We start from the raw sequence: 21,532 nt of genomic DNA on the forward strand, positions 1-21,532 counted from the left end.
GGAGGCGGCATATGAAAGAAAAGTCAATCAGAAATAAAAGTATAAAGGCGGGAGACAAGGTATTTGACATTGTTAACACCCTGTTGCTGGTTTTTATTTTTCTCATTATTTTATATCCTTTGTATTATGTGGTAATCGCATCCTTCAGCGATCCGGATCTGGTACTGACAGGGAAGATATTTTTGCTTCCCAAGGGATTTCAGCTGGACAGCTATAAAAAGGTTTTCAGCAATTCGGAGGTTATGAACGGATATATGCACACCATTATGTATGCGGCAGTGGGAACCTGCATCAACCTTGCAGTGACGCTGACTGCCGGATATGCGTTATCCAGGCCCGATCTGCGGGGCAGAAAAGGATTTACACTGTTTTTCGTATTTACCATGTTTTTCGGGGGCGGTACAGTGCCTACCTATATGCTGGTAAGAAATCTCCATTTGATCAATACATTCTGGGCAATGGTAATACCCAATGCCATGAGTGTATGGAATCTGATATTGTGCAGGAATTTTTTTGAAAGCAATATCCCCAAGGAGCTTCTGGAGGTTTCCCAGATTGACGGATGCAGGAATGATTATTTCTTTTTCCGGATTGTACTGCCTCTTTCCAAGGCACTGATTGCGGTTATGGTGCTGTTTTATGCAGTAGGACACTGGAATTCCTACATGCAGCCTCTGCTTTATCTGTCCGACAGAAGCAGGTATCCGCTGCAGCTTGTACTGAAAAATATCCTGATTTCCAGCCAGCCGGACGCCTCTCTTGCAGGAATGACTGACCGGGCTGAGATGTATAAACAGACGGAAATGCTGAAATATGCGCTGGTGGTGGTTTCCAGCGTACCCATGATTGTCCTTTATCCTTTTGTGCAGAAATATTTTGTGCAGGGGGTTATGGTAGGCTCTGTGAAGGGCTGAAATACTATTTTTATTATTAATGAAACGGAGGATTACAGTATGAAAAGAAAAAGTATCAGAAGATTGTTGTGTATCATGCTTACAGGCGCTATGCTGCTTGCAGGATGCGGTTCTTCGGAAACAGGGAACAATAAGGAATCTGTACCGGCTTCGGCAGAAACACCGGCTGCAGGGGAAAGTACGGCTGCAGATGCGGAGAATGGCGGGACTTCTGAAGTAAGCGGCAAAGGCCCCATTGTGGATGAAAAGGTTACTTATACGCTGGCATGTCAGCTGTCACCTAATTGGGGAAACCCGGCGGACGGGGAATTCTGGCAGAAGCTGGAGGAAGAAACCAATGTACATATCGAATGGGTTACTTATCTGGAAACAGAGGCTGACGAGAAATTTAAGCTGCTGATGGCGTCAGGCGATTATCCGGATGGTTTTATCGGAGCACTCGGCGGTTCGGACAATGATATTGTCACCTATGGCAGTGAAGGAATATATATTCCTTTGAATGATTTAATTGATAAGTACTGTCCTAATTTCAAACGCAGAGTCAGCGAAGAATATCCTGACCTGATGAAAATGATTACCTGCGCGGACGGCAATATCTATGGCATGCCTTCCGTACTGTACAACCCGGATATTTACAACAATACCTTTATCAATAAAAAATGGCTGGATGCGGTAGGTGCGGATATCCCCACAACCACCGAAGAGTTTGAAGCGGTTCTGAAGAAATTTAAGGAAGAGGATCCCAACGGCAATGGAGAAGCGGATGAGATTCCGATGACATTTATGTTCTCTGACTGGGGAGCATCCGATCACGGTCCTTATTTCGGAGCTTTCGGTTATCCTCTTTCACCTGACTATATTATGATTGACAATAAAGAGGTAAAATACCTGGGGGCACAGGACAGCTTTAAGAAAGGTGCTGAGTGGCTGGGTAAGCTTTATGGTGAAGGGCTGGTAGATCGAGACATATTTACACAGGATTCCAGCGGTATGACAGCAAAGATTTCCCAGGGAACGGTCGGAGTATTTTCTGCCTGGGACATTACGGATGCCGGAGAGCATACGGATGAGTATGTGGCGCTTATGCCCCTTAAGGGACCGGATGGAGAGCAGAATGCTCTGGTGGAAGGGATTACAGGCTTCTACAAAGGCAGATTTATGATAACCGACAAAGCAAAAAATCCGGAAATTCTGATGCAGTGGATTGATCGTTTTTATGAAAATATGGAAACAGGTCTGAATGCAACCTATGGGATTGGGCCTGATAAAGAAAAAGCCTGGTATTATGATGACAATAATAATATTATCTTCAAAAAAGATACAGAGCTTCCGGAGGATCAAATCCGCGGACAGCAGCAGCTCCCGTTTGCACCTGCGATTCTTGGAGCCGGTGTGGAAGATTTCCTCGGGAATCCGGCCAAGAACGAAATCAATGCACAGATGAAGCAGTATGCCGGAAAATTCGAGGACGGAACCTGGGAACGCTGGCCCAGCTGCTACATGACGGTGGAAGAAAAGGAAGATATCGCTACAACAGAAACTGACCTCCAGGTTTATTCCAAGAACCAGCTGGCAAAATGGATCGCCGGTGAAAGCGACGTCAATGCGGATTGGGATAATTATCTGAAAGAGCTTGAAAATGTGGGCTTAAGTCATTACCTGGAAGTAAAGCAGCAGATTTTTGATCGTTACGATTCGGCAGAATAAGTAAAGGAGAGAACCATGGATACAGGAGTCGATTCCGAAGTAAAATATATCCCGGATGAGCAGAACGCTACAGAAGCAGCTGTAAAAAGAGCGGCAGCCATAGTGCCCTCAGCCAGACAGGTAAAATGGAATTGCATGGAATTTTACGGTTTTGTACATTTTGGCTTATATACGTTTGACCCGTCAAGAGAGGGGAAGGCAGGGCCTGAAATCTTCAATCCGGAAAAATTCGATCCGTATCAGTGGGTCAGGGCATTTAAGGCAGCAGGCATGAAAGGCCTGCTGCTGACCTGTAAGCATCATGAAGGCTTTTGCCTCTGGCCCAGTGAATATACGGAATTCAGTGTCAGGAACAGCCCGTGGAAGGATGGAAAAGGGGATATCGTAAAAGAGGTCTCCGAGGCCTGTCATGCGGAAGGCCTGAAGTTCGGTGTTTATCTTTCCCCATGGGATATGCATGAAAAGACATACGGCACACCGGAATATGACGTATTTTTCAAAAATCAGCTGACGGAGCTGTGCAGTAATTACGGTGAACTGTTCTGCGTCTGGTTTGACGGCGCCTGCCGTTCAAAAGATAAACTTCAGGACTATGATTGGGATGGCTATTATGATATAATCAGACGACTGCAGCCGGAAGCCTGTATCAGTATCTGCGGCCCTGACGTGAGATGGATTGGAAACGAAGCAGGGGTGAGCAGGGAAGAGGAATGGAGCGTAGTTCCCAGGGTAATTATGACTACGGAACGTAATCCCGGATACTGGAGGCAGATTGATAAGGTTCCCAATTCCACATGGATGGATATCGGAAGCCGGGAATTCATTCAGCAATATGATGAACTGATATGGTATCCCGCAGAGGTGGATGTATCCATACGCCCCAGCTGGGGCTATATGAAAGGCGAAGCGGAAAAGCTTCATTCGCTTGATACATTGATTAATATGTATGAAAAAGCAGTGGGCGGCAATGCCAATCTGCTCCTGAATGTTCCTCCCAACACAGAGGGACTGTTTGATGAAGCGGACGTGGCGCGCCTTAGGGAAATGGGAAATGAAATCAAACGCATCTTCAGTAAATCCCAGCTTGCAAATGCATCAGCGGCAGCCGGAAAGGGAAGGGATGCCGGCGCGGTACTAAATAAGGACAGGGGACAGTTTTATGAAGCCGCTTCCGAAGAACTTCCTGCGATTGAAATTCATCTGATAGGGGAAAAAGAAATAAATCTGGTGACCATTAAGGAAACCATAGAGCTTGGACAGCATATTGAGGAATTTTGCCTGGAGATTCCGGTAGCAGGGGGATTTCAGGAAATTTACAGGGCTGCCACAGTGGGTTATCAGAGAATATGCCGTTTCCCCACGGTACATACGCAGGTTCTGAGGTTCAGAGTGCTTAAAGCAAGAGGAAAGACTTCATTGACTGAAATTGGAATCTATTATGATGACAAACACAGGAACCTTTGAAATCAGGGACAAATTTTATCTGAATGGAAAACCGTTCCAGATTATTTCGGGAGGAATCCATTATTTCAGGGTCCTTCCCGAATACTGGGAGGACAGGCTGCGGAAGCTCAAGGAGATGGGCTGCAATACCGTGGAAACCTACATCCCATGGAACATGCATGAGCCTGAAAAGGGCAGGTTTGACTTTTATGGGGAAAAGGTACACGGCATGCTGGACATAGTGTCTTTCATCCGGAAGGCACAGCAGCTGGGGCTGTGGGTGATTCTGCGCCCTTCGCCCTATATCTGCGCGGAGTGGGACTTTGGAGGCCTGCCCGCCTGGCTGCTGGCGCAGGGGGATATGGCCTTAAGAACCAGCGATGAAAGATTTCTCTGCCATGTGAGAGCCTATTATGACAGGCTGATGCCTTTGCTGGCGCCGCTCCAGATTGATCACGGCGGCCCCGTCATCATGCTTCAGGTGGAAAATGAATACGGCTCCTTCGGCAATGATAAGAAATATCTGGAAAGCCTGCGGGATATGATGCGCGGACAGGGAATTACGGTGCCTCTTTTTGCATCCGACGGGCCGGGGCATAACATGCTTTCCAATACCAGGATTGACGGTGTGCTTCCCACCGCGAATTTCGGCTCAGGCACGAAAAGGGCTTTTTCTATTCTGGAGGAATATACGGACGGCGGTCCCTGTATGTGCACGGAATTCTGGATAGGCTGGTTTGATGCCTGGCGCGATGAGAAGCACCATAAGGGCAATATGGAAATTGCCGCAAAGGAGCTGGAGGAGCTTCTGGAGCTGGGAAATGTGAACTTTTATATGTTTGAGGGCGGCACTAACTTTGGCTTTATGAACGGATCCAATTACGGAGATCATCTGACGGCGGATGTGACTTCTTACGATTATGACGCCCTGCTTACCGAGGACGGACAGATTACGGAGAAATACAGACGTTTCCAGGAGATCATCAGCAGGCATCGCGGAAAAGGGGCGGAGCCGGATGAAAGTATTACCGGCAGCAAATTATCCGGAGAAGATGGGGAAGAAAAGAATTTCCGGGAAAGAACTGCCTATGGCACATGCAATGTTTCGCAGAAGGTAGATTTGTTCCATGCGCTGGACTGCCTGGCGGAGCCTGTAGGGACACTCAGTCCCATGTCCATGGAACGGCTGGGGCAGAGCTACGGTTATACCCTGTATTCCTCGGTTCTGCATACGGAGAGACAGCTGCACAGCATCAGGCTTTATCAGGCGGCGGATCGGGCCATTTGCTTTGCCGATGGAAAAAGGATTCTCACTGCAATGGACAGGGAGCTTCTGGAACGCCATGAGGTGGAGCCGACAGTATCGCAGGATATCCGGCTGGATATTCTCATGGAAAACATGGGAAGGGTCAATTATGGGCCTATGATAAACTGGCAGAGGAAGGGAATCGACGGCTGCGTAATGATAAACGATTGTTTCGCCCAGCATGGCTGGCAGCAGTACTGCCTTCCCATGGATAACCTGGAGAAGCTGGATTTTACCAGAGGCTATGATGAGGGAATGCCTGCGTTTTACCGGTTTGCCTTTACGGTGGAGGCGCCTGGAGATACCTTCCTGGACTGCAGCGGCTGGGGAAAGGGCTGTGTTTTTGTAAATGGCTTCCATCTGGGAAGGTTCTGGGAGGCAGGCCCGCAGAAAAGGCTGTATCTGCCGGGAGCGCTTCTGAAAAAAGGGGAGAACGAAATCATTCTTTTTGAATCGGAAGGAAAATGCGCAGACAGTATTTCCCTGCTGGCGGAACCGGATTTGGGGTAATATAGTATTTATTGTAACTGTGAAAGCGCTGGACAGTCACTGTTTATTTTTGTAAGGAAAAGAGAGAGGGACCCCTCCAATGAATGGAAGAGTCCCTCTCTTTCTGCGGGCGGTATAGCAGTCCGTTTTCACACGCTGCTATAGCCCGTACTTTTTATATAATCTGTTCCTGACCGCGGCATTCTTTGCCGCTTCCAAAATGTCTGCAATGCGGCCTTCATTTTCCAACAACTGATCAGGCGGGCAAGCCTGGCTTTCCCTGATTGGTGTGGAGATTCCGGGCGCTGTCCAGCGGCAGAAGTTCTTCCGGGCGGATGAGCGTATTTCCCTGAAAGCAGCAGCCGTTCATGAGAGCAGTATCAGAATGGCAAAGGATAATAAGGATTATAAGTATTTTCCGTAATGGTTCAAAAAAAACCATATTTACGAAAAAAACCAACAAGATACGGAAGAAATAAGATGATATAGTAAATAATAGATAAAACATGATATAATGTCAGCGTAGACGACATTATATCTACAAATCCTGGTTTCTGCGCCCGCCGCAGCCATCCGGTCCGTTGTACGCAGGAATAAATAACCTATCACCTAAAAAGGGGAGGAAAGAGAATGAACGAAGTATTGGAACAAATCAGCAGAATCGGTATTGTCCCGGTTGTGAAAATTGACAGAGTGGAGGATGCGGTGCCGCTTGCAGCAGCGCTTTGCAACGGCGGTCTTCCCTGTGCGGAGGTGACCTTCCGTACGGAAGCTGCAGCAGGAGCGATTGCCGCCATCAGAAAGGCGTTCCCGGAAATGCTGCTGGGCGCAGGAACCGTGCTGACCACAAAACAGGTAGATGAAGCCATGGATGCAGGAGCGACCTTTATTGTCAGCCCCGGGCTGAATCCCGAAGTGGTAAAATACTGTGTGGATAATAAAATTCCCGTCACCCCCGGCTGTTCGAATCCCAGCGATATTGAAATCGCCATTTCCCTGGGGCTTGATGTTGTGAAGTTTTTCCCGGCAGAGGCGGCAGGCGGCCTGGCCATGATCAAAGCGATGTCCGCTCCTTATGTAAATATGAAATTTATGCCTACCGGCGGAATCAGCGCCAAGAACCTGAATGAATATCTTGGTTTTAATAAAATTATTGCCTGCGGCGGAAGCTGGATGGTGAAGAGCGAGCTGATCAATGCGGGTGAATTTGATAAAATTGAAGCGCTTACAAGAGAAGCGGTACAGCTGATGCTTGGCTTTGAACTGGCGCATGTGGGAATTAATGAGACGGATGAAGATGCTGCCGACAAAACAGCAGGACGTTTTGAATCCATTTTCGGATTTACGAAGAAAACCGGCGCCAGCTCCGTATTTGCAGGAACTGCAGTAGAAGTGATGAAGACACCCGGGCTGGGCGCTAAGGGACATATCGGCATCAGGACCAACTTTATCAACAGAGCGGTTAATTATCTCGAATACCAGGGTGTTGAATTTGATCAGTCCAGTGCAAAATATGATGACAAGGGCAGCCTCAAGGCAATTTATCTGAAGGAAGAAGTCGGCGGTTTTGCGGTTCATCTGGTACAGAAATAAGAGAAACGGATAAAGGAAAGGTGAGGAAAATTATGAGTAAAGTAGTTACATTCGGGGAAATCATGCTGAGACTTGCACCGGAAGGCTATTACCGCTTCGTACAGGCGGATACCTATGGCGCAACCTATGGCGGAGGGGAAGCGAACGTTTCCGTATCTCTGGCGAATTTTGGTTTGGATTCCAAATTTGTGACCAAACTGCCGAAGCATGAAATCGGACAGGCAGGGGTGAATTCCCTGAGAAAATTTGGCGTGGATACCTCAGATATCGTAAGAGGCGGCAGCCGTGTAGGTATTTATTTCCTGGAAAAAGGCGCAAGCCAGCGTCCTTCCAAGGTTATTTACGACCGTGCCGGATCTTCTATTGCGGAAGCGGTAAAAGAGGATTTTGACTGGGATAAGATTTTTGAAGGCGCAGACTGGTTCCATTTTACCGGGATTACTCCCGCGCTGGGCGACAATGTGGCAGAAATCTGTCTGGAAGCCGTAAAGAAAGCGAAGGAAAAGGGAATCACCGTAAGCTGCGACCTGAATTACAGAAATAAACTGTGGAGTAAGGAAAAAGCAGGACAGGTTATGGGAGAGCTCTGCAAATATGTGGATGTCTGCATTGCCAACGAAGAGGATGCGGGAGATGTATTCGGCATCAAAGCGGCAAATACCGATGTAACCAGCGGACAGGTAAATCACGAGGGCTACAAGGACGTGGCAAAGCAGCTGGCTGACAGATTCGGCTTTAAGAAGGTGGCAATCACCTTAAGGACGTCCATTTCCGCAAATGACAACAAATGGGCTGCCATGCTGTATGACGGAACGGATTTTTATTTCAGCAAAAATTATCTGATGCACATCGTTGACCGTGTAGGCGGCGGGGATTCCTTCGGCGCAGGGCTGATTTACAGCTGCCTGCAGAATATGGAGCCTCAGCAGATCATTGAGTTTGCCGTTGCTGCCAGCTGCCTGAAGCACAGCATCGAAGGTGACTTCAATATGGTAACCGTGGATGAGGTTTCCAAGCTTGCAGGCGGAGATGCCTCGGGAAGAGTACAGCGCTGATGCTGTGATGTTTGCCTGATTTTTGAATATATATATGTATATATGACTGAATACCTGACATCTGTTACTTAATGGATGTGGCTGCGGTATAAAGCTGATGGCCGTTTTTGCGGTTTGTATGCGCCCTCCGGACAGAGGGCGCATTTTTTTGCGTTAAAATGTTGCAGAAGGCTTTGCCATGATTCCCTTTGCCGGCGGTGCTGTTCCGCCGGTACATTCTATCCTTTGCCAGAAACGGTCCGGCCTTCCAGGAGCAGGAGGCGGCATAAGCAATAAGTTTTGTCCAGGGAATCTGTGGGGACAAATGCCTTTATATGTGTTATGGTAATATCATTTTTATCCAACTGGAAAAAATAATGTTAAGAGGAAAAAAGGGATTGACAACTATATCTGTAAATGATATAGTTACAGTACAAAGTGTACAACAAATAATTACAGTTACAAATGAAAATAAAATATGGGCGCAATAACGCAGAAGGGGGTAATGTATTGAACAGTGATTTTTGTGTGGCCGTGCATGGCCTGGTATTTCTGAAGCATAAGGGATGCACAATTTCCAGTGAAGAGCTGGCGGAAAATATCTGTACCAATCCGGCCCGCGTAAGAAAAGTAATGGCTAGGCTGAAGAAGGTGGGCCTGGTGCAGACAAAGGAAGGAAAGGTGGGCGGTTATACGTCTGTGGAGCAGGCGGAAGATATTACGCTGTACCGGGTTGCCGAAGCATTGGATATCCGGTTTGTGGAAGCTTCCTGGCGCAGCGGGGACAGTGATATGAACTGTATGATTGCTTCGGGCATGGCGGATGTGATGGATGAAATTTACCTGAACTTAAATGACATGTGCCTGGAGAAGCTGAAAACGATTACGATAGGCGAGATAGAACGGAAACTGATAGAAATACGGGCGCAAAAACAGGCGAAAGCAGCAGTGGGATAATTCTTCTGCCCGCAGATAAATTTCATTTTTGCTTCACAAAACAAGGAGAAATCAAATGAAGGAATATGGCAATATAATTATAGGTTTCGGAAAAGGCGGAAAGACCCTGGCAGGCGCTCTTGCTTCTAAAGGGGAAAAGACAGCGCTGATAGAGCGCTCCGATAAAATGTATGGCGGTACGTGCATAAATGTGGCCTGTATCCCCAGTAAATTTCTGGAAAACAACGCCAGAATGTCAGCGGCGGAGGGCGGAAGCTTTCAGGATAAGGCAGACCGCTACCGTAAGGTAATTGAGGAAAAAAGGCAGCTGACAGCTGAACTTCGTCAGAAAAATTATAATAAAGCCGTTGGGGCCGGGGTAGAAGTGCTTACCGGAACGGCAGCTTTTCTGGATGACCACAGAATTCTGGTTACATATCCGGAAGGAAATACGGAAGAGCTGTACGGAAAGAGAATATTTATTAATACCGGGGGGACGCCCTTTGTACCTCCCATTACAGGGCTGAAGGAAAGCCGTTATGCCTATACGAGCGAGGGCATGATGGAACTGGAGGAGCTTCCGGAGAAACTGCTTATTATCGGCGGCGGCTATATAGGGCTGGAATTTGCTTCCTACTATACCAATTTTGGCTCCCAGGTAACCATCGTGCAGGATGGGGAAGCCTTTATTCCCAGGGAAGATGAAGAGGTATCGGCAGCTGTCCTTGAGCATATGACGGCAGCGGGTATGCGGATTCTCAGAAAAGCAGCGGTAACTGCAGTAAGGGATGAGAACGGTAAAGCCATAGCTTCCATTAAAACGGAAGGCGGAGAAGAGGAACTGAGTGTGGATGCAATTCTGGTAGCCACAGGCAGACGCCCCAACCTGGCTGAGCTTCATCCGGAAAGGGCAGGCATCGAGCTGACACAGCGCGGCGCCGTGAAAACAGATGAAGGCCTGCGGACGTCCGTCCCTCATATCTGGGCGATGGGCGATGTGGCAGGAGGTCTGCAGTTTACCTATATATCCCTGGATGACAGCCGTATCGTAAAATCCCAGATATTGGGTGACGGCAGCCGTACCACCGCCAACAGAGGCGCGGTTCCCTACAGTGTATTTCTGGATCCCCCGCTTTCCAGAGTGGGTATGACGGAAGCGGAAGCCCGCAAAGCCGGCTATGAAGTAAAAACGGCACGGCTGCAGATGGCGGCGGTTCCCAAGGCGCGCGTTCTGAAAGCCACAGCCGGGATGATGAAGGCTGTGATTGACGGAAAAACAGGACTGATTCTGGGGGCGCATCTGTACTGCGCGGAATCCTATGAAATAATCAACCTGTTCAAGCTTGCCATGGATGCAGGTATTCCCTACACGGTTCTGAGAGATAATATTTATACGCATCCTACCATGAGCGAGGCCCTGAACGATTTGTTCGCAGCGGTAAATTAAATCTGACTGTTCGCCAAGCCAGCACATGTAGCTGCGCAGGCCAGCGCTTTGCAATGACCGTAAAAAAGATTCAATCCATCGCTAAAGGCGATTCAGGATGGAGGTTAGCAGTTACTGAGAAAAACTGGACAGTTACATTAAAATATATAAAAGAAAGCTAAGGAGATGATTATGGGTTTTTCAGTTGAAACCGGAGTTCCGGTAATTACAGTGTTTATTCAGGGTATTTTAAGCTTTTTCTCACCCTGCGTCCTGCCCCTTGTTCCTCTGTATGTCAGCTATCTGGCAGGCGGGACCAAGACAGTGGACGAAAATGGTATTGTACATTATCCACGGAAAAAGGTGTTGATAAATACGCTGTTTTTCGTATTGGGTATCAGTTTTACCTTTTTCCTGCTGGGCTTCGGCTTCTCGGCGATGGGGCGTTTCTTTACCAACAACCGGGTGTGGTTCGCACGGATCAGCGGAATTATCATGATTATGTTCGGCCTTTACCAGCTGGGAGTGTTCGGACGATCCGAAACCATTGAGAGAGAGCACCGCCTGCCCTTCCGGCTGGATCGGTTTTCCATGAATCCGCTGGTGGCGCTGCTGCTTGGCTTCACCTTCAGCTTCGCCTGGACACCCTGCGTAGGTCCTACGCTGGGAAGCGTGCTGTTGATGGCCTCCTCTTCCTCCTCTTCGGCAAAGGGATTCCTGTTGGTTGGCGTATATACACTGGGCTTCGTCATTCCTTTCCTGGCAGTGGGAATCTTTACCGGCTCCGTGCTTGATTTCTTTAAGAAAAAGAGAAATGTGGTAAAATATACAGTAAAGGTCGGCGCGGCGCTGCTGATCCTGATGGGTGTTATGACTCTTACCGGATTTATGAACGGCATTACCAGCTACCTTTCCAAAGCGCAGCTTGGCGATGCGCCGGAGCAGTCCCAGATAACGGAAACGGAGAATGCGGCTGAAACCGTGCCGGAGAGCACTCCGGAAACCGCATCGAATACCCCTTCGCAGCCCGGACAGGCATCGTCAGAAAGCGATTCTTCAGGCACAGCCGCTCAGGAGAGCACACAGGCTGAGGAGAAAAAGACGCCTGCGCCTGATTTCACACTGGTGGATCAGTATGGTGAAACCCATACGCTTTCGGATTATCAAGGGAAAACGGTGTTTTTGAACTTCTGGGCTACCTGGTGCCCTCCCTGTAAGGGAGAAATGCCCGACATCCAGGCGTTATATGAAAAATACGGGGAAAACAGCGAAGATCTGGTAGTGCTCGGCATTGCCAATCCAAAGTCGGATGAATATCCCTACAATCAGGACGGGACTCAGGAGGAAGTGGAAAAATTCCTGAGTGACAGCGGCTACAGCTTTCCTGTAGTCATGGATACCACCGGCGAAATATTTTCCGTCTACGGCATCCGTTCCTTCCCCACCACCTTCATGATTGATAAGGACGGCAATGTATTCGGATATGCGCAGGGAGCGCTAAGCCCTGATATGATGGAGAGCATTGTTTCCCAGACAATGACAGGGAAGCGTGTGCAGTAAGAAACAGGGTACAATAATACAGGAATAAATGGAAAATAAAAACCAGTTCAGCCATGTGGAAAAATGGCTGAGCTGGTTTTTTGCGGCGCGCCCGGAGGCGCACGTTTACAGCTGCAGGGTATAAATGCAGAGGCCTGAGGCCATATCAGGAAAATGAAGGATTTCCTGCAGGGAAAAGCCGCTTTTTTCCAGAACCCGGCAGGAGCCTGCGTTGTCCTGGACTACGTAAGCCTTCAGACACCCGATTTTTTCAGCGGCAGCAGCATTTTTCATGTGCCGCACCACTTCGGTGCTGTAGCCCTTATTCCAGCAGTCAGGATAAAGGAATACGGACATGGAGCGCGTATCCGGCTCATTTTCCTCCTGCTTCAGCGCCGCAATGCCCACAGGGGATTCGTCCTCTGTCAGACAGATAAGCCAGCCGGAATTGCCGGATTTGGTATATTCATAAAAAAGCTCCTCGGCCTCCTTCCGGCTGGTATGGGTTGAAAAACGCATGTATTTTGCCACCCTGGGATCTGAGGTAAGGGAATAGATGGTATCAATGTCCGCCTCGGTGAGCGGACGGAGAAAGGTTTTATCAGCTGCCATTTTTAGCTGCCTCCTGGAATTGTAATTTGAAGAAGCCCCGCCGGCAGTGTGTGCCGGTCAGGGCTTTCTTATCGTAAAAATACGGCCTACAGAAGATGGATGCCGTGGCTTTCCGCTTCCGCCATTATTTCCTCCGGCCACAGAGAGCACTGAACCTCCCCGATGTGGGCTTTTCTCAGGAAGAACATACAGATACGGGACTGGCCGATGCCGCCGCCGATGGTGTAGGGCAGCTTTTCTTCAATAATAGCCTTCTGGAAGGGCAGCTGCGCCCGTTCCGGGCAGCCTGCTTTTTCAAGCTGGGAAAGCAGGGCCTCTTTATCTACACGGATACCCATGGAGGACAGCTCCAGCGCAATGTCCAGAACCGGATAATAAACCACGATATCCGCATTCAGGGACCAGTCGTCGTAGTCCGGCGCGCGGCCGTCATGCCTTTCGCCGGATTCCAGCGTATCGCCGATCTGCATGATGCAGACAGCGCCTTTGGCCTTGGCAATATAGTATTCCCTTTCCTTTGGCGTATTGTCAGGGAACATGGTTTCCAGCTCCTGGGTGGTAACAAAGAAAATATCGTGGGGAAGGATTTCTTCTATGTAATCGTACTGGATGGACATGAACTTTTCCGTTTTGCGCAGTACCTTATATACAATGCGCACGATATCCTTCAGCGTGTCGAGGCTGCGTTCCTCTTTGGTTATGATTTTTTCCCAGTCCCACTGATCCACGTAAATAGAGTGGATATTGTCCGTAATCTCATCCCTGCGTATGGCGCTCATATCAGTATAGAGGCCTTCGCCGGGCTGGAAGCCGTATTTTTTCAGCGCGAAGCGTTTCCATTTGGCCAGAGACTGTACGATCTCGGCTTCGTAATCATTCTGTTCCTTGATGCCGAAAGCTACGGGACGCTCAATCCCGTTCAGGTTATCGTTCAGGCCGGAAGCAGGGTCTACAAAAAGCGGCGCAGATACACGCAGCAGGTTCAGCCGTTCTGCCAGCAGCGTCTGAAAGAAGTCCTTTACCGTCTTAATGCCGATCTGGGTATCGTGGAGGGAAAGGGCTGATTCGTAATTTTTAGGGATGTTTAAGTTTTCCATCTTTTTTTCTCCGGTTATAATGCGGCCGGATATATACCTCCGAATTTTTGGTTAAAATAGTCCTTTCCTATCATAATCCAGCAAAAAGGCGATGTCAATTGCTTATGTGAAAAACAGGGGGGAAGGTTACTGAACTGTGAAGCTGCACTGAACGTATTGGACAGGAATATTGTCTTTTGGGCAGGAGGACTTTATAATGTAGGGATAAGCAGAGGAAAATGAGCGGGATACAGGTGAGTGGTTTTTTAACAGATAGAAAATTAAGGGAAGAATGGAAGGAAGGAAACAGGGAATGAACCGTGAAATGGATAAGGACAGGGTTTTGCTGGTAGAGGATGATGGAAGCCTGATTGACGGGCTGGAATACGCCCTGAAGAAGGACGGGTTTGAGGTGGAGGTAGCAAGGAGTGTGGAGGAGTTTGGAAAGCTTTACACGGACGGAAGGTTTGATGTGGTTTTGCTGGATGTTTCGCTGCCGGACGGGAACGGATTTGAGATTTGCGAACGGATCCGGCGGACCTCGGAAGTGCCGATTCTGTTTCTGACGGCTGCGGATGAGGAGTTCAATGTGGTCAGGGGGCTGGATATGGGCGGGGATGATTATGTGTCCAAGCCGTTTCGGCTCAACGAACTTCTTTCCCGGATTCATTCGTTGCAAAGAAGGGCCGGAAAAAGAGGAAAAGGGGCGGGCGCGGTACAGGAACCTGTGCTGGAGTCCGGCGGTATCCGGGTGGATCTGGTGGGAAACAGGGCCTGGCTGGAGGAGGAGCCGCTTGAGCTTACAGCGCAGGAATACCGGCTGCTTTGTCTGTTTCTTAAGAATCAGGGCATGATTCTGACAAGGGAACGGATCCTTGACAGGCTTTGGGACGGAAACGGGGAGTTTGTGGACGATAATACGCTGTCCGTTTACATCAGGAGGCTGCGGAGCAAAATAGAAGAGGAGCCTTCTTCTCCGAAGCATCTGCTCACGGTACGGGGGCTTGGTTATCAGTGGAAGGAATAAGTCTGGCGGCAAAGGAGTTTAATGGTGGGAAGTTTAGGGAAAGACAGGGATATACGCAGGTTTTTGGCGGGAAGCGCCGCTTTGATATTATGTCTGGTATTGACAGGCGGCTTCCTTCTGTTCAGGCAGATGGAGGATATAAAAAAAGTATACCTGCAGCAGCAGGCGGAAGCGGCAGGCGCGCTGCTGGAGGCCGGTGTGGATCCGGCCCGGGCGGCAAAGCTGCTTGCCGGGGAGATATCGGAAGAAATGGCTGCGCAGGGCAGGCTGTTGATGCGCCAGGCAGGATATGAAGAGACGCTGGCGGTTTACCTGATGCCTGTCCTGCGTTCCCTGGGCGGTAAATGGGGAGCTGTCTACTCCATTTTTGGCCTGACAGCCATTGGCCTGTCGGTATTTCTGGTATTTTGGCTGCTGCAAAGGGAGCATATCAGGCTTAAGGAAATGGAAGAAAATGTGCGCCGGTTTACGGAAGGAAATTTTGACCGGAGGATCGCTGCCGAAGGGGAAGGTGATTTCGCGCTGCTTTCCACGGCGGTGAATGAAATGGCATCCTCGCTGAATTCCCACAGGGAAGCCCAGAGGAAGGCAAAGGAATTTCTGAAGGATACGATTTCCGATATTTCCCATCAGCTGAAAACGCCGTTGGCCGCTCTTTTTATGTATCAGGATATCATTCAGCAGGAGAGCGGAGAAGAGGAAACGGTGAAAAAATTTGCCGCCAAATCCGTGGCCGCCCTGGAACGGATGCAGACGCTTGTGTTGAATCTGCTTAAAATCGCCCGGCTGGATGCGGATATGATCCGGTTCGGCAGCCAGGAGGTAAAAGTGCGCGGACTGATGGAGGATATCCGTTCGGAATTTGAAACCCGTGCGCAGAGGGAGGGCAAAGAGATAATTCTGGAGGGCAGCCCGGCCTGCTATACTGTGTGCGACAGGGACTGGATGCAGGAAGCCGTCTCCAACCTGGTGAAAAATGCGCTGGATCATACAAAAGAAGGCGGGAAAATAGAGATTTCCTGGGAAGCGGTGGGAACCGGAACAAGGATTCAGGTAAAGGACAACGGAAACGGTATCCATCCTGAGGACATGTACGCTATCTTCAAACGATTCTACAGGAGCCGTTTCTCCAATGACGGGGAAGGGGCCGGGCTGGGGCTTCCTCTGGCCAAGGCGATTGTGGAAGGGCATGAAGGGACGATAAGTGTGGAGAGTACCTTGGGAGAGGGCGCTTTGTTTACGGTGTTTCTTCCTTACAAAGAAGTAAACCGGTAATCTTACAAATTTGCAAGCTGCCATACACCTTGGCGTAAGGCGCATCCATTATACTTACTTTCAACAAATAAATAAAGCTTTCCAGGAATGAACAGCCGGGAAAGCATCAATTCTATAAACATTAAGAAAGGAAGTTCAGGATGGAAATCTTAAAAGTAGAAAATCTTGGCAAAACCTACGGCACAGGAGATGCGAAGGTGGAGGCGCTGAAAAACGTATCCTTCACGCTGCAAAAAGGAGAATTTGCGGCAGTGGTGGGAGAATCCGGTTCCGGGAAAAGCACGCTGTTAAATCTGGTGGGCGGACTGGATACACCGGGCGCAGGCAAAATACTGGTGGAGGGCAGGGATCTTTTTTCCATGAAGGAAAAAGAAAGGACCGTATTCCGGCGGCGGAACATCGGGTTTATTTTCCAGGGCTTCCATCTGATACCGGAGCTTACCGTGGAACAGAACCTGGTGTTCCCGGTGCTTCTGGATTACCAGAAGCCGGACATGGCATACGTGGAGGAGCTGATGGGAAATCTGGGGCTGAAGGAAAGAAGGAAGCACCTGCCCAGCCAGCTTTCCGGGGGACAGCAGCAGAGAGTGGCGATTGGAAGGGCGCTGATGAATCATCCGGCGCTGATTCTGGCGGATGAACCAACAGGCAACCTGGATTCCAGGACGAGCCGCGAGGTCATTTCCCTGCTGCACAGCCTGTCCCGCAAATACCGCCAGACAGTGCTTATGATCACACATAACATGAACATTGCGGCGGATGCGGACCGGGTATTTCAGGTGACGGACGGCTGCCTGAAGGAAGTGAATGCCGGAAGGGAGGCTATATATGAATAGTTATCTCGATCTGGTAAAGGAGTATGCCGAAAAGCATAAACGGAAAAACCGCATGAGCCTTTTCGTTATTCTTCTGGCGGTGGCGCTGGTAGCAACGATTTTCGGCATGGCGGATATGGAGCTGCAGACACAGCAGATCTCAATGAAAAAACAATACGGCAGCTGGCACATTGGGATAAAGGATATGGCAAAGAAACAGGAGCAGATAGTGGCCCTGCGCCCGCAGATTGCCGTCTCAGGTTATCTGGAAAGCGTTGGCTCCCGTTCCGGATACACGCTTTTTGGCAAGGCCGCCAATATTTCAGGCGTTGATGAGGCGCTGGCAAAGGAACTGGGAATCCGGCTGGAGGCGGGAACCTGGCCGGATAAAGGAAACGAAGCCCTGATTACCGGGACAATGGCCCGGACCTTTGGAATAGAGCCGGGGGACAGCATCACCCTGGAGCGGCCTGACGGCGATGATATGCAGCTTCTGATTACAGCTGTCGCCGGGGATACGGCGTCCATATTAAAGGCGGATCAGGCAGGAATCCTGATGTCGGTGGAAACGCTGCGCAGACTGTTTTCCCCGGAGGAATACAGCAGTGCCTATTATATCAAATTCCGGCCCTTTACCAACATCCAGGCCGAGAAACTGAAAATTGCGGAGAGTCTTGGCATTACTCCCGATTCGATAGGAGAAAATGCCTATCTTCTGGCGGCGATGGGGCAGAGCGATGATCCCTTTTTCGTAGGAATTTACGGAACGGCCGCGGTTCTTTTCCTTTTCGTCCTCACTGCTGCGGTGCTGATGATAACCAGCAGCTTTCAGACCAGTGTTACGGATCGGATCCGTTTTTTCGGCATGCTCCGTTGCCTGGGGGCAACCAGAAAACAGGTGAAACGTTTTGTCATAAAGGAAGGAATGTGTTACTGCCGGAAGGCAATTCCGGCGGGGCTTGCCGTGGGCGTGCTGGTGATCTGGATGCTGTGCGGTTTCCTGCGGGTGATGAATCCGGAATATTTTGCAGATATCCCACTGTTTGGCATTAGCATCCCGGCCTTGGCTGCGGGGGCTGCGGTTGGCCTGGCCGCCTGTCTGCTCGCCTCCCTTTCCCCGGCCAAAAAGGCATCCTCCGTATCCCCGCTTACAGCGGTGAGCGGCAATGCCCGGCTGCCCGGACAGATGAAAAATATGCGTTTTTTCAGGGCCGGTAAGGTGGACAGGAATCTGGGAATCTATCATGCCCTGGAAAACCGGAAGAACCTGCTGCTTATGACCGTGTCCTTTGCCCTGAGCATCCTGATGTTTATGAGCTTCTCAGGAATCGTTGATTTCATGCATCATGCGGTGCGGCCGCTGCGTCCCTGGAGTCCTGATCTTTCCCTGGTGAGTGCCGACAATACCTGCTCCATTGAAAATAAAATATACGAGGAACTGGAAAAGAATCCGGAGATAAATAAGGTATACGGCAGAATGTTTGCATTTGATGTCCCTTTCTCCGGGGAACAGTCGGAGACTCAGGAAATGTCCTATTTGGTCTCCTATGAGGAGCACCAGTTCGGCTGGGCGGAGGACTTCCTGCAGGAGGGCAGCATTGAGGAAGTGCGGGGAACACCTGGAAAGGTGCTTGCAGTCGCGGGAGAAGGCAGGGACTGGCATACGGGGGAGAGACTGGAACTGGAGCTGAACGGGGAACTCAGGCAGGTGCAGATTGCCGGAGTGCTTGGCAGCAGCCCTTTTGACAGTGAAAATGGCGAGAGCATTTTCATCTGTTCTGAAGACAGCTTCCGTCAGCTTACCGGGGAAAATGCCTTTACCATACTGGATATACAGCTGAAAAGGGGGGCATCGGAGGAAATGGTAACGCAGCTGAGGGAACAGGCCGCCGGGCTTGGGCTTACCTTTTCCGATGCCAGGCAGAGCAAGGCGGAAAGCCAGGCTGTTATGATTTCCTTTTCGGTGTTTGTTTACGGTTTCCTGGCGGTTATTCTGATGATAGCCGTACTGCATATTATTAACAGCATTAACATGAGTGTTACAAGCCGTATGAATCAGTGCGGCGTGATGAGGGCCATCGGCATGGAGGGCGGCCAGTTGCTTCGCATGGTAAGGGCGGAGGCTGTTGTATACGCGGCGTTAGGTTCCATACTGGGGATTGCCATGGGTATTCCGGCACACCATTTCGTATTTAAAATGATGGTCACGAGCCATTGGGGAACGGCCTGGCAGGTGCCATTCCTGCAATTGGCAGTTGTAGTGGGAGTGACCGTCGCAGCCACCCTGTTGGCGGTAAGAGGGCCTGCCAGGAAAATCAGGGACATGGATATCGTAGACACTATCCATGCGCTGTAACGTGGGAGCGGAATAGAGCCTATGCCTGGTTTTCATACAAAGCAGCTATTTCATGGATTCTGCGCTTCATTTCCGCACGTACATGCGGCGGCTCTAGGCATTCGCATTGATTTCCGAAGCTGAAAAGAATATTGTAGTAGTAATCGTTTTCTATGAAAGGGAAACTGACAAGGTAATATCCGTCACCGTCCGGAGAAAAGTTATCCTCAGTGCAGTAATCAAGGACCTTTTCCCGGATGGTTTCATGGATGCGGATTTTAATTTCCGACTGCATGGAGTCCAGGATATCCGCAAATTCCAGCTGGGGCTTTTGAAAATCCCGGGGTGTAAAAGCTTCCTCCTGTAACTGCAGCTTTGACATGCGGGAAAGCCTGAATAAACGAAAGTCATTTCTTTTGCGGCAAAAGCCCTGCAGATACCAGTGATTACTTTTCAATACAAGCTGATACGGTTCGGCTGTGCGGGTTGTTTTATTGCCGTAACGGTCTGCATATTCAAAAGAAAGCAGCCGGCTTTCCTGCAGGGCAGCTTTGATTTTCTCCAGATACGGCTGCATGTTCCTGTTGCCCATCCACGGGCTTAAATCTATAAATATCTGATTTGCTTTCAATGCAATGTCTTTGGCTCTGTCGGCAGGGATAAAGCTTTTGACCTTTGCCAGGGCGTTTATCAGCTCATCACCGTGAATCATGTTGGAAAGACTGGAAAGCCCCATCAGGATAGCGGAGAGATCCGCAGCTGAGAAAACCTTTTTATCAAGCTTGTATTCCGGCATGATTTCAAAGCCGCCGTTCACTCCCGAGGTCCCGCGGACAGGAATCCCCGCCATGTTGATCGCGTCTATGTCCCGGTATATTGTGCGCAGTGAAACTTCGAACATATCTGCCAGCTCCTGCGCGCCGATACGATTTTTGTCAAGAAGTACCATTATAATACTCACAAGCCTGTCTATTTTCATTTGCAGCCGCCTTTCCGGATTTTATTTTAATTGCTGCCATAATGCTGGCAGTAATCACATGGTACAATAAAAAAGCTTACAAATCAATCTGCCTTTTGGGCGAAGCTGCAATGAAAATGGAGATAGCGGTTGCGTTCCGTCTGAACTGTCACAAATGGAGGAGAATTATGTATACAATCTATGTTTATGTTCTTGATACTTTAGCCGACTGGGAACTGGGCCATGTTGCCTCAGAGCTGAACTCAGGCCGCTTTTTCAAGAAGAATGCGCCGCGCGTGCCCCTCAAAACGGTGAGCTGTTCCAGGGAGCCGGTCATTACCATGGGAGGGATGAAAATTGTGCCTGATTGTATCACCGATGATATTGAAGAGAGTGAAGCAAGCGTGCTGCTGTTGCCGGGCGCAGATGCCTGGAATGATCCAAGGCACAGAGCGGTTCTCGAAAAGGCGGACAGGCTTCTTTCCGTTGGAGCTGCGGTCTGTGCGATCTGCGGAGCCACCGCTGCGCTTGCCGGATACGGGCTGCTGGATAATCGCCTTCACACCAGTAATGGACCGGGATTTCTTGAAATGTTTGTTCCTGAATATAAGGGGCAGGGCTTTTATGTGGATATGCCTTCAGCGGCGGATAACAACCTGATTACGGCGGGCAGTGCAGGCGCTTTGCTATGGACGAAACAAATTATTGAGTATTTGGGCGTTTTTCAGGCGGATACATTGGAAGCGTGGTATGGATATTTCAGCACCGGCAGACCTGAATATTTCTTTGCCCTCATGCAGTCTTTGCCATCTGGCGGAGAAAACTGATTTGGCCTCGGCCGGAGTGCCTGGTGTCTTGTCACATTGACACTAGCCGTATTCAGCTCTGTCTCAGGCAAATGTATTTACCTGCTCCCTTATGGGAAAGCAGGGTAACGGATTGGTTATCGGGACTTTTATATAAAGTAGAATGTTTTACATGGAAAGCATGTATTTTATATTGCGTCCTCTCCTGAGTTCAACTATAGTGAAAGAATAGCAGCAGTAA

17 protein-coding genes are annotated in these 21,532 nt (G+C 49.5%); 14 read left to right on the forward strand and 3 right to left on the reverse strand.

What is annotated here, in order from left to right; all coding sequences use genetic code 11:
* The first annotated feature begins 11 nt into the window (after positions 1-11).
* The 9 genes from DXC51_RS11015 (at position 12) to DXC51_RS11060 (ending at position 12,408) form a co-directional block, all read left to right on the forward strand.
* Positions 12-914, forward strand: a complete 903-nt coding sequence (locus tag DXC51_RS11015) for a carbohydrate ABC transporter permease (RefSeq protein WP_117544549.1) — start codon at positions 12-14, stop codon at positions 912-914.
* Positions 915-953: 39 nt separating this feature from the next.
* Positions 954-2,621 (forward strand): extracellular solute-binding protein, encoded by a 1,668-nt coding sequence (locus DXC51_RS11020; protein WP_117544550.1) that lies wholly within the window; start codon positions 954-956, stop codon positions 2,619-2,621.
* Between the two features lie 15 nt (positions 2,622-2,636).
* Entirely contained in the window at positions 2,637-4,085 is a 1,449-nt protein-coding gene (locus tag DXC51_RS11025) for an alpha-L-fucosidase (RefSeq protein ID WP_117544551.1), read from the forward strand.
* Complete coding sequence (locus tag DXC51_RS11030; RefSeq protein WP_117544552.1) at positions 4,060-5,880, forward strand: glycoside hydrolase family 35 protein; 1,821 nt, start codon at positions 4,060-4,062, stop codon at positions 5,878-5,880. Before DXC51_RS11025 ends, DXC51_RS11030 begins: the two co-directional genes overlap by 26 nt.
* Positions 5,881-6,489: 609 nt before the next feature.
* On the forward strand, positions 6,490-7,452 hold the full coding sequence (locus DXC51_RS11035) for a bifunctional 4-hydroxy-2-oxoglutarate aldolase/2-dehydro-3-deoxy-phosphogluconate aldolase (RefSeq protein WP_021637195.1): 963 nt from the start codon (positions 6,490-6,492) through the stop codon (positions 7,450-7,452).
* 29 nt (positions 7,453-7,481) lie between these two features.
* Positions 7,482-8,507 carry a PfkB family carbohydrate kinase gene (locus DXC51_RS11040; protein ID WP_180998039.1) on the forward strand — a complete coding sequence of 342 codons (1,026 nt, stop codon included), beginning with the start codon at positions 7,482-7,484 and terminating at the stop codon, positions 8,505-8,507.
* A gap of 489 nt (positions 8,508-8,996) precedes the next feature.
* Complete coding sequence (locus tag DXC51_RS11050) at positions 8,997-9,443, forward strand: RrF2 family transcriptional regulator (RefSeq protein ID WP_117544553.1); 447 nt, start codon at positions 8,997-8,999, stop codon at positions 9,441-9,443.
* 55 nt (positions 9,444-9,498) lie between these two features.
* On the forward strand, positions 9,499-10,869 hold the full coding sequence (locus DXC51_RS11055; RefSeq protein ID WP_117544554.1) for an FAD-dependent oxidoreductase: 1,371 nt from the start codon (positions 9,499-9,501) through the stop codon (positions 10,867-10,869).
* Positions 10,870-11,040: 171 nt separating this feature from the next.
* On the forward strand, positions 11,041-12,408 hold the full coding sequence (locus tag DXC51_RS11060; protein WP_117544555.1) for a cytochrome c biogenesis protein/redoxin: 1,368 nt from the start codon (positions 11,041-11,043) through the stop codon (positions 12,406-12,408).
* A gap of 105 nt (positions 12,409-12,513) precedes the next feature.
* Here DXC51_RS11060 and DXC51_RS11065 read toward each other — a convergent pair whose 3' ends face one another.
* The gene (locus DXC51_RS11065) at positions 12,514-12,999 is read right to left on the reverse strand and encodes a GNAT family N-acetyltransferase (protein ID WP_102286936.1); all 486 of its coding nucleotides are present in this window, start codon (positions 12,997-12,999) and stop codon (positions 12,514-12,516) included.
* A gap of 86 nt (positions 13,000-13,085) precedes the next feature.
* Positions 13,086-14,096: an aspartate--ammonia ligase gene (asnA, locus tag DXC51_RS11070; protein ID WP_117544556.1), complete on the reverse strand. Its 1,011-nt coding sequence runs from the start codon at positions 14,094-14,096 to the stop codon at positions 13,086-13,088.
* Between the two features lie 292 nt (positions 14,097-14,388).
* On the opposite strand from asnA, the gene DXC51_RS11075 reads away from it, so the two are divergent.
* From DXC51_RS11075 to DXC51_RS11090, 4 genes are all read left to right on the forward strand, one after another.
* Positions 14,389-15,102 (forward strand): response regulator transcription factor, encoded by a 714-nt coding sequence (locus DXC51_RS11075; RefSeq protein WP_242991242.1) that lies wholly within the window; start codon positions 14,389-14,391, stop codon positions 15,100-15,102.
* A 21-nt stretch (positions 15,103-15,123) separates the two neighbouring features.
* On the forward strand, positions 15,124-16,377 hold the full coding sequence (locus DXC51_RS11080) for a HAMP domain-containing sensor histidine kinase (RefSeq protein ID WP_117544557.1): 1,254 nt from the start codon (positions 15,124-15,126) through the stop codon (positions 16,375-16,377).
* Positions 16,378-16,517: 140 nt separating this feature from the next.
* Positions 16,518-17,213 carry an ABC transporter ATP-binding protein gene (locus DXC51_RS11085; protein WP_021639318.1) on the forward strand — a complete coding sequence of 232 codons (696 nt, stop codon included), beginning with the start codon at positions 16,518-16,520 and terminating at the stop codon, positions 17,211-17,213.
* A complete protein-coding gene (locus tag DXC51_RS11090; RefSeq protein ID WP_181970084.1) occupies positions 17,206-19,548 on the forward strand; it encodes an ABC transporter permease in 2,343 nt (780 codons plus the stop codon). Before DXC51_RS11085 ends, DXC51_RS11090 begins: the two co-directional genes overlap by 8 nt.
* Before the next feature lie 19 nt (positions 19,549-19,567).
* On the opposite strand, the gene DXC51_RS11095 is transcribed toward DXC51_RS11090, so the two are convergent.
* Entirely contained in the window at positions 19,568-20,506 is a 939-nt protein-coding gene (locus tag DXC51_RS11095; RefSeq protein ID WP_117544559.1) for a helix-turn-helix transcriptional regulator, read from the reverse strand.
* Positions 20,507-20,673: 167 nt separating this feature from the next.
* Between DXC51_RS11095 and DXC51_RS11100 the strand changes: the two genes are divergently transcribed.
* Positions 20,674-21,312, forward strand: a complete 639-nt coding sequence (locus DXC51_RS11100) for a DJ-1/PfpI family protein (RefSeq protein ID WP_117544560.1) — start codon at positions 20,674-20,676, stop codon at positions 21,310-21,312.
* Positions 21,313-21,532: the final 220 nt, after the last annotated feature.

This window comes from Eisenbergiella massiliensis, assembly GCF_003435485.1.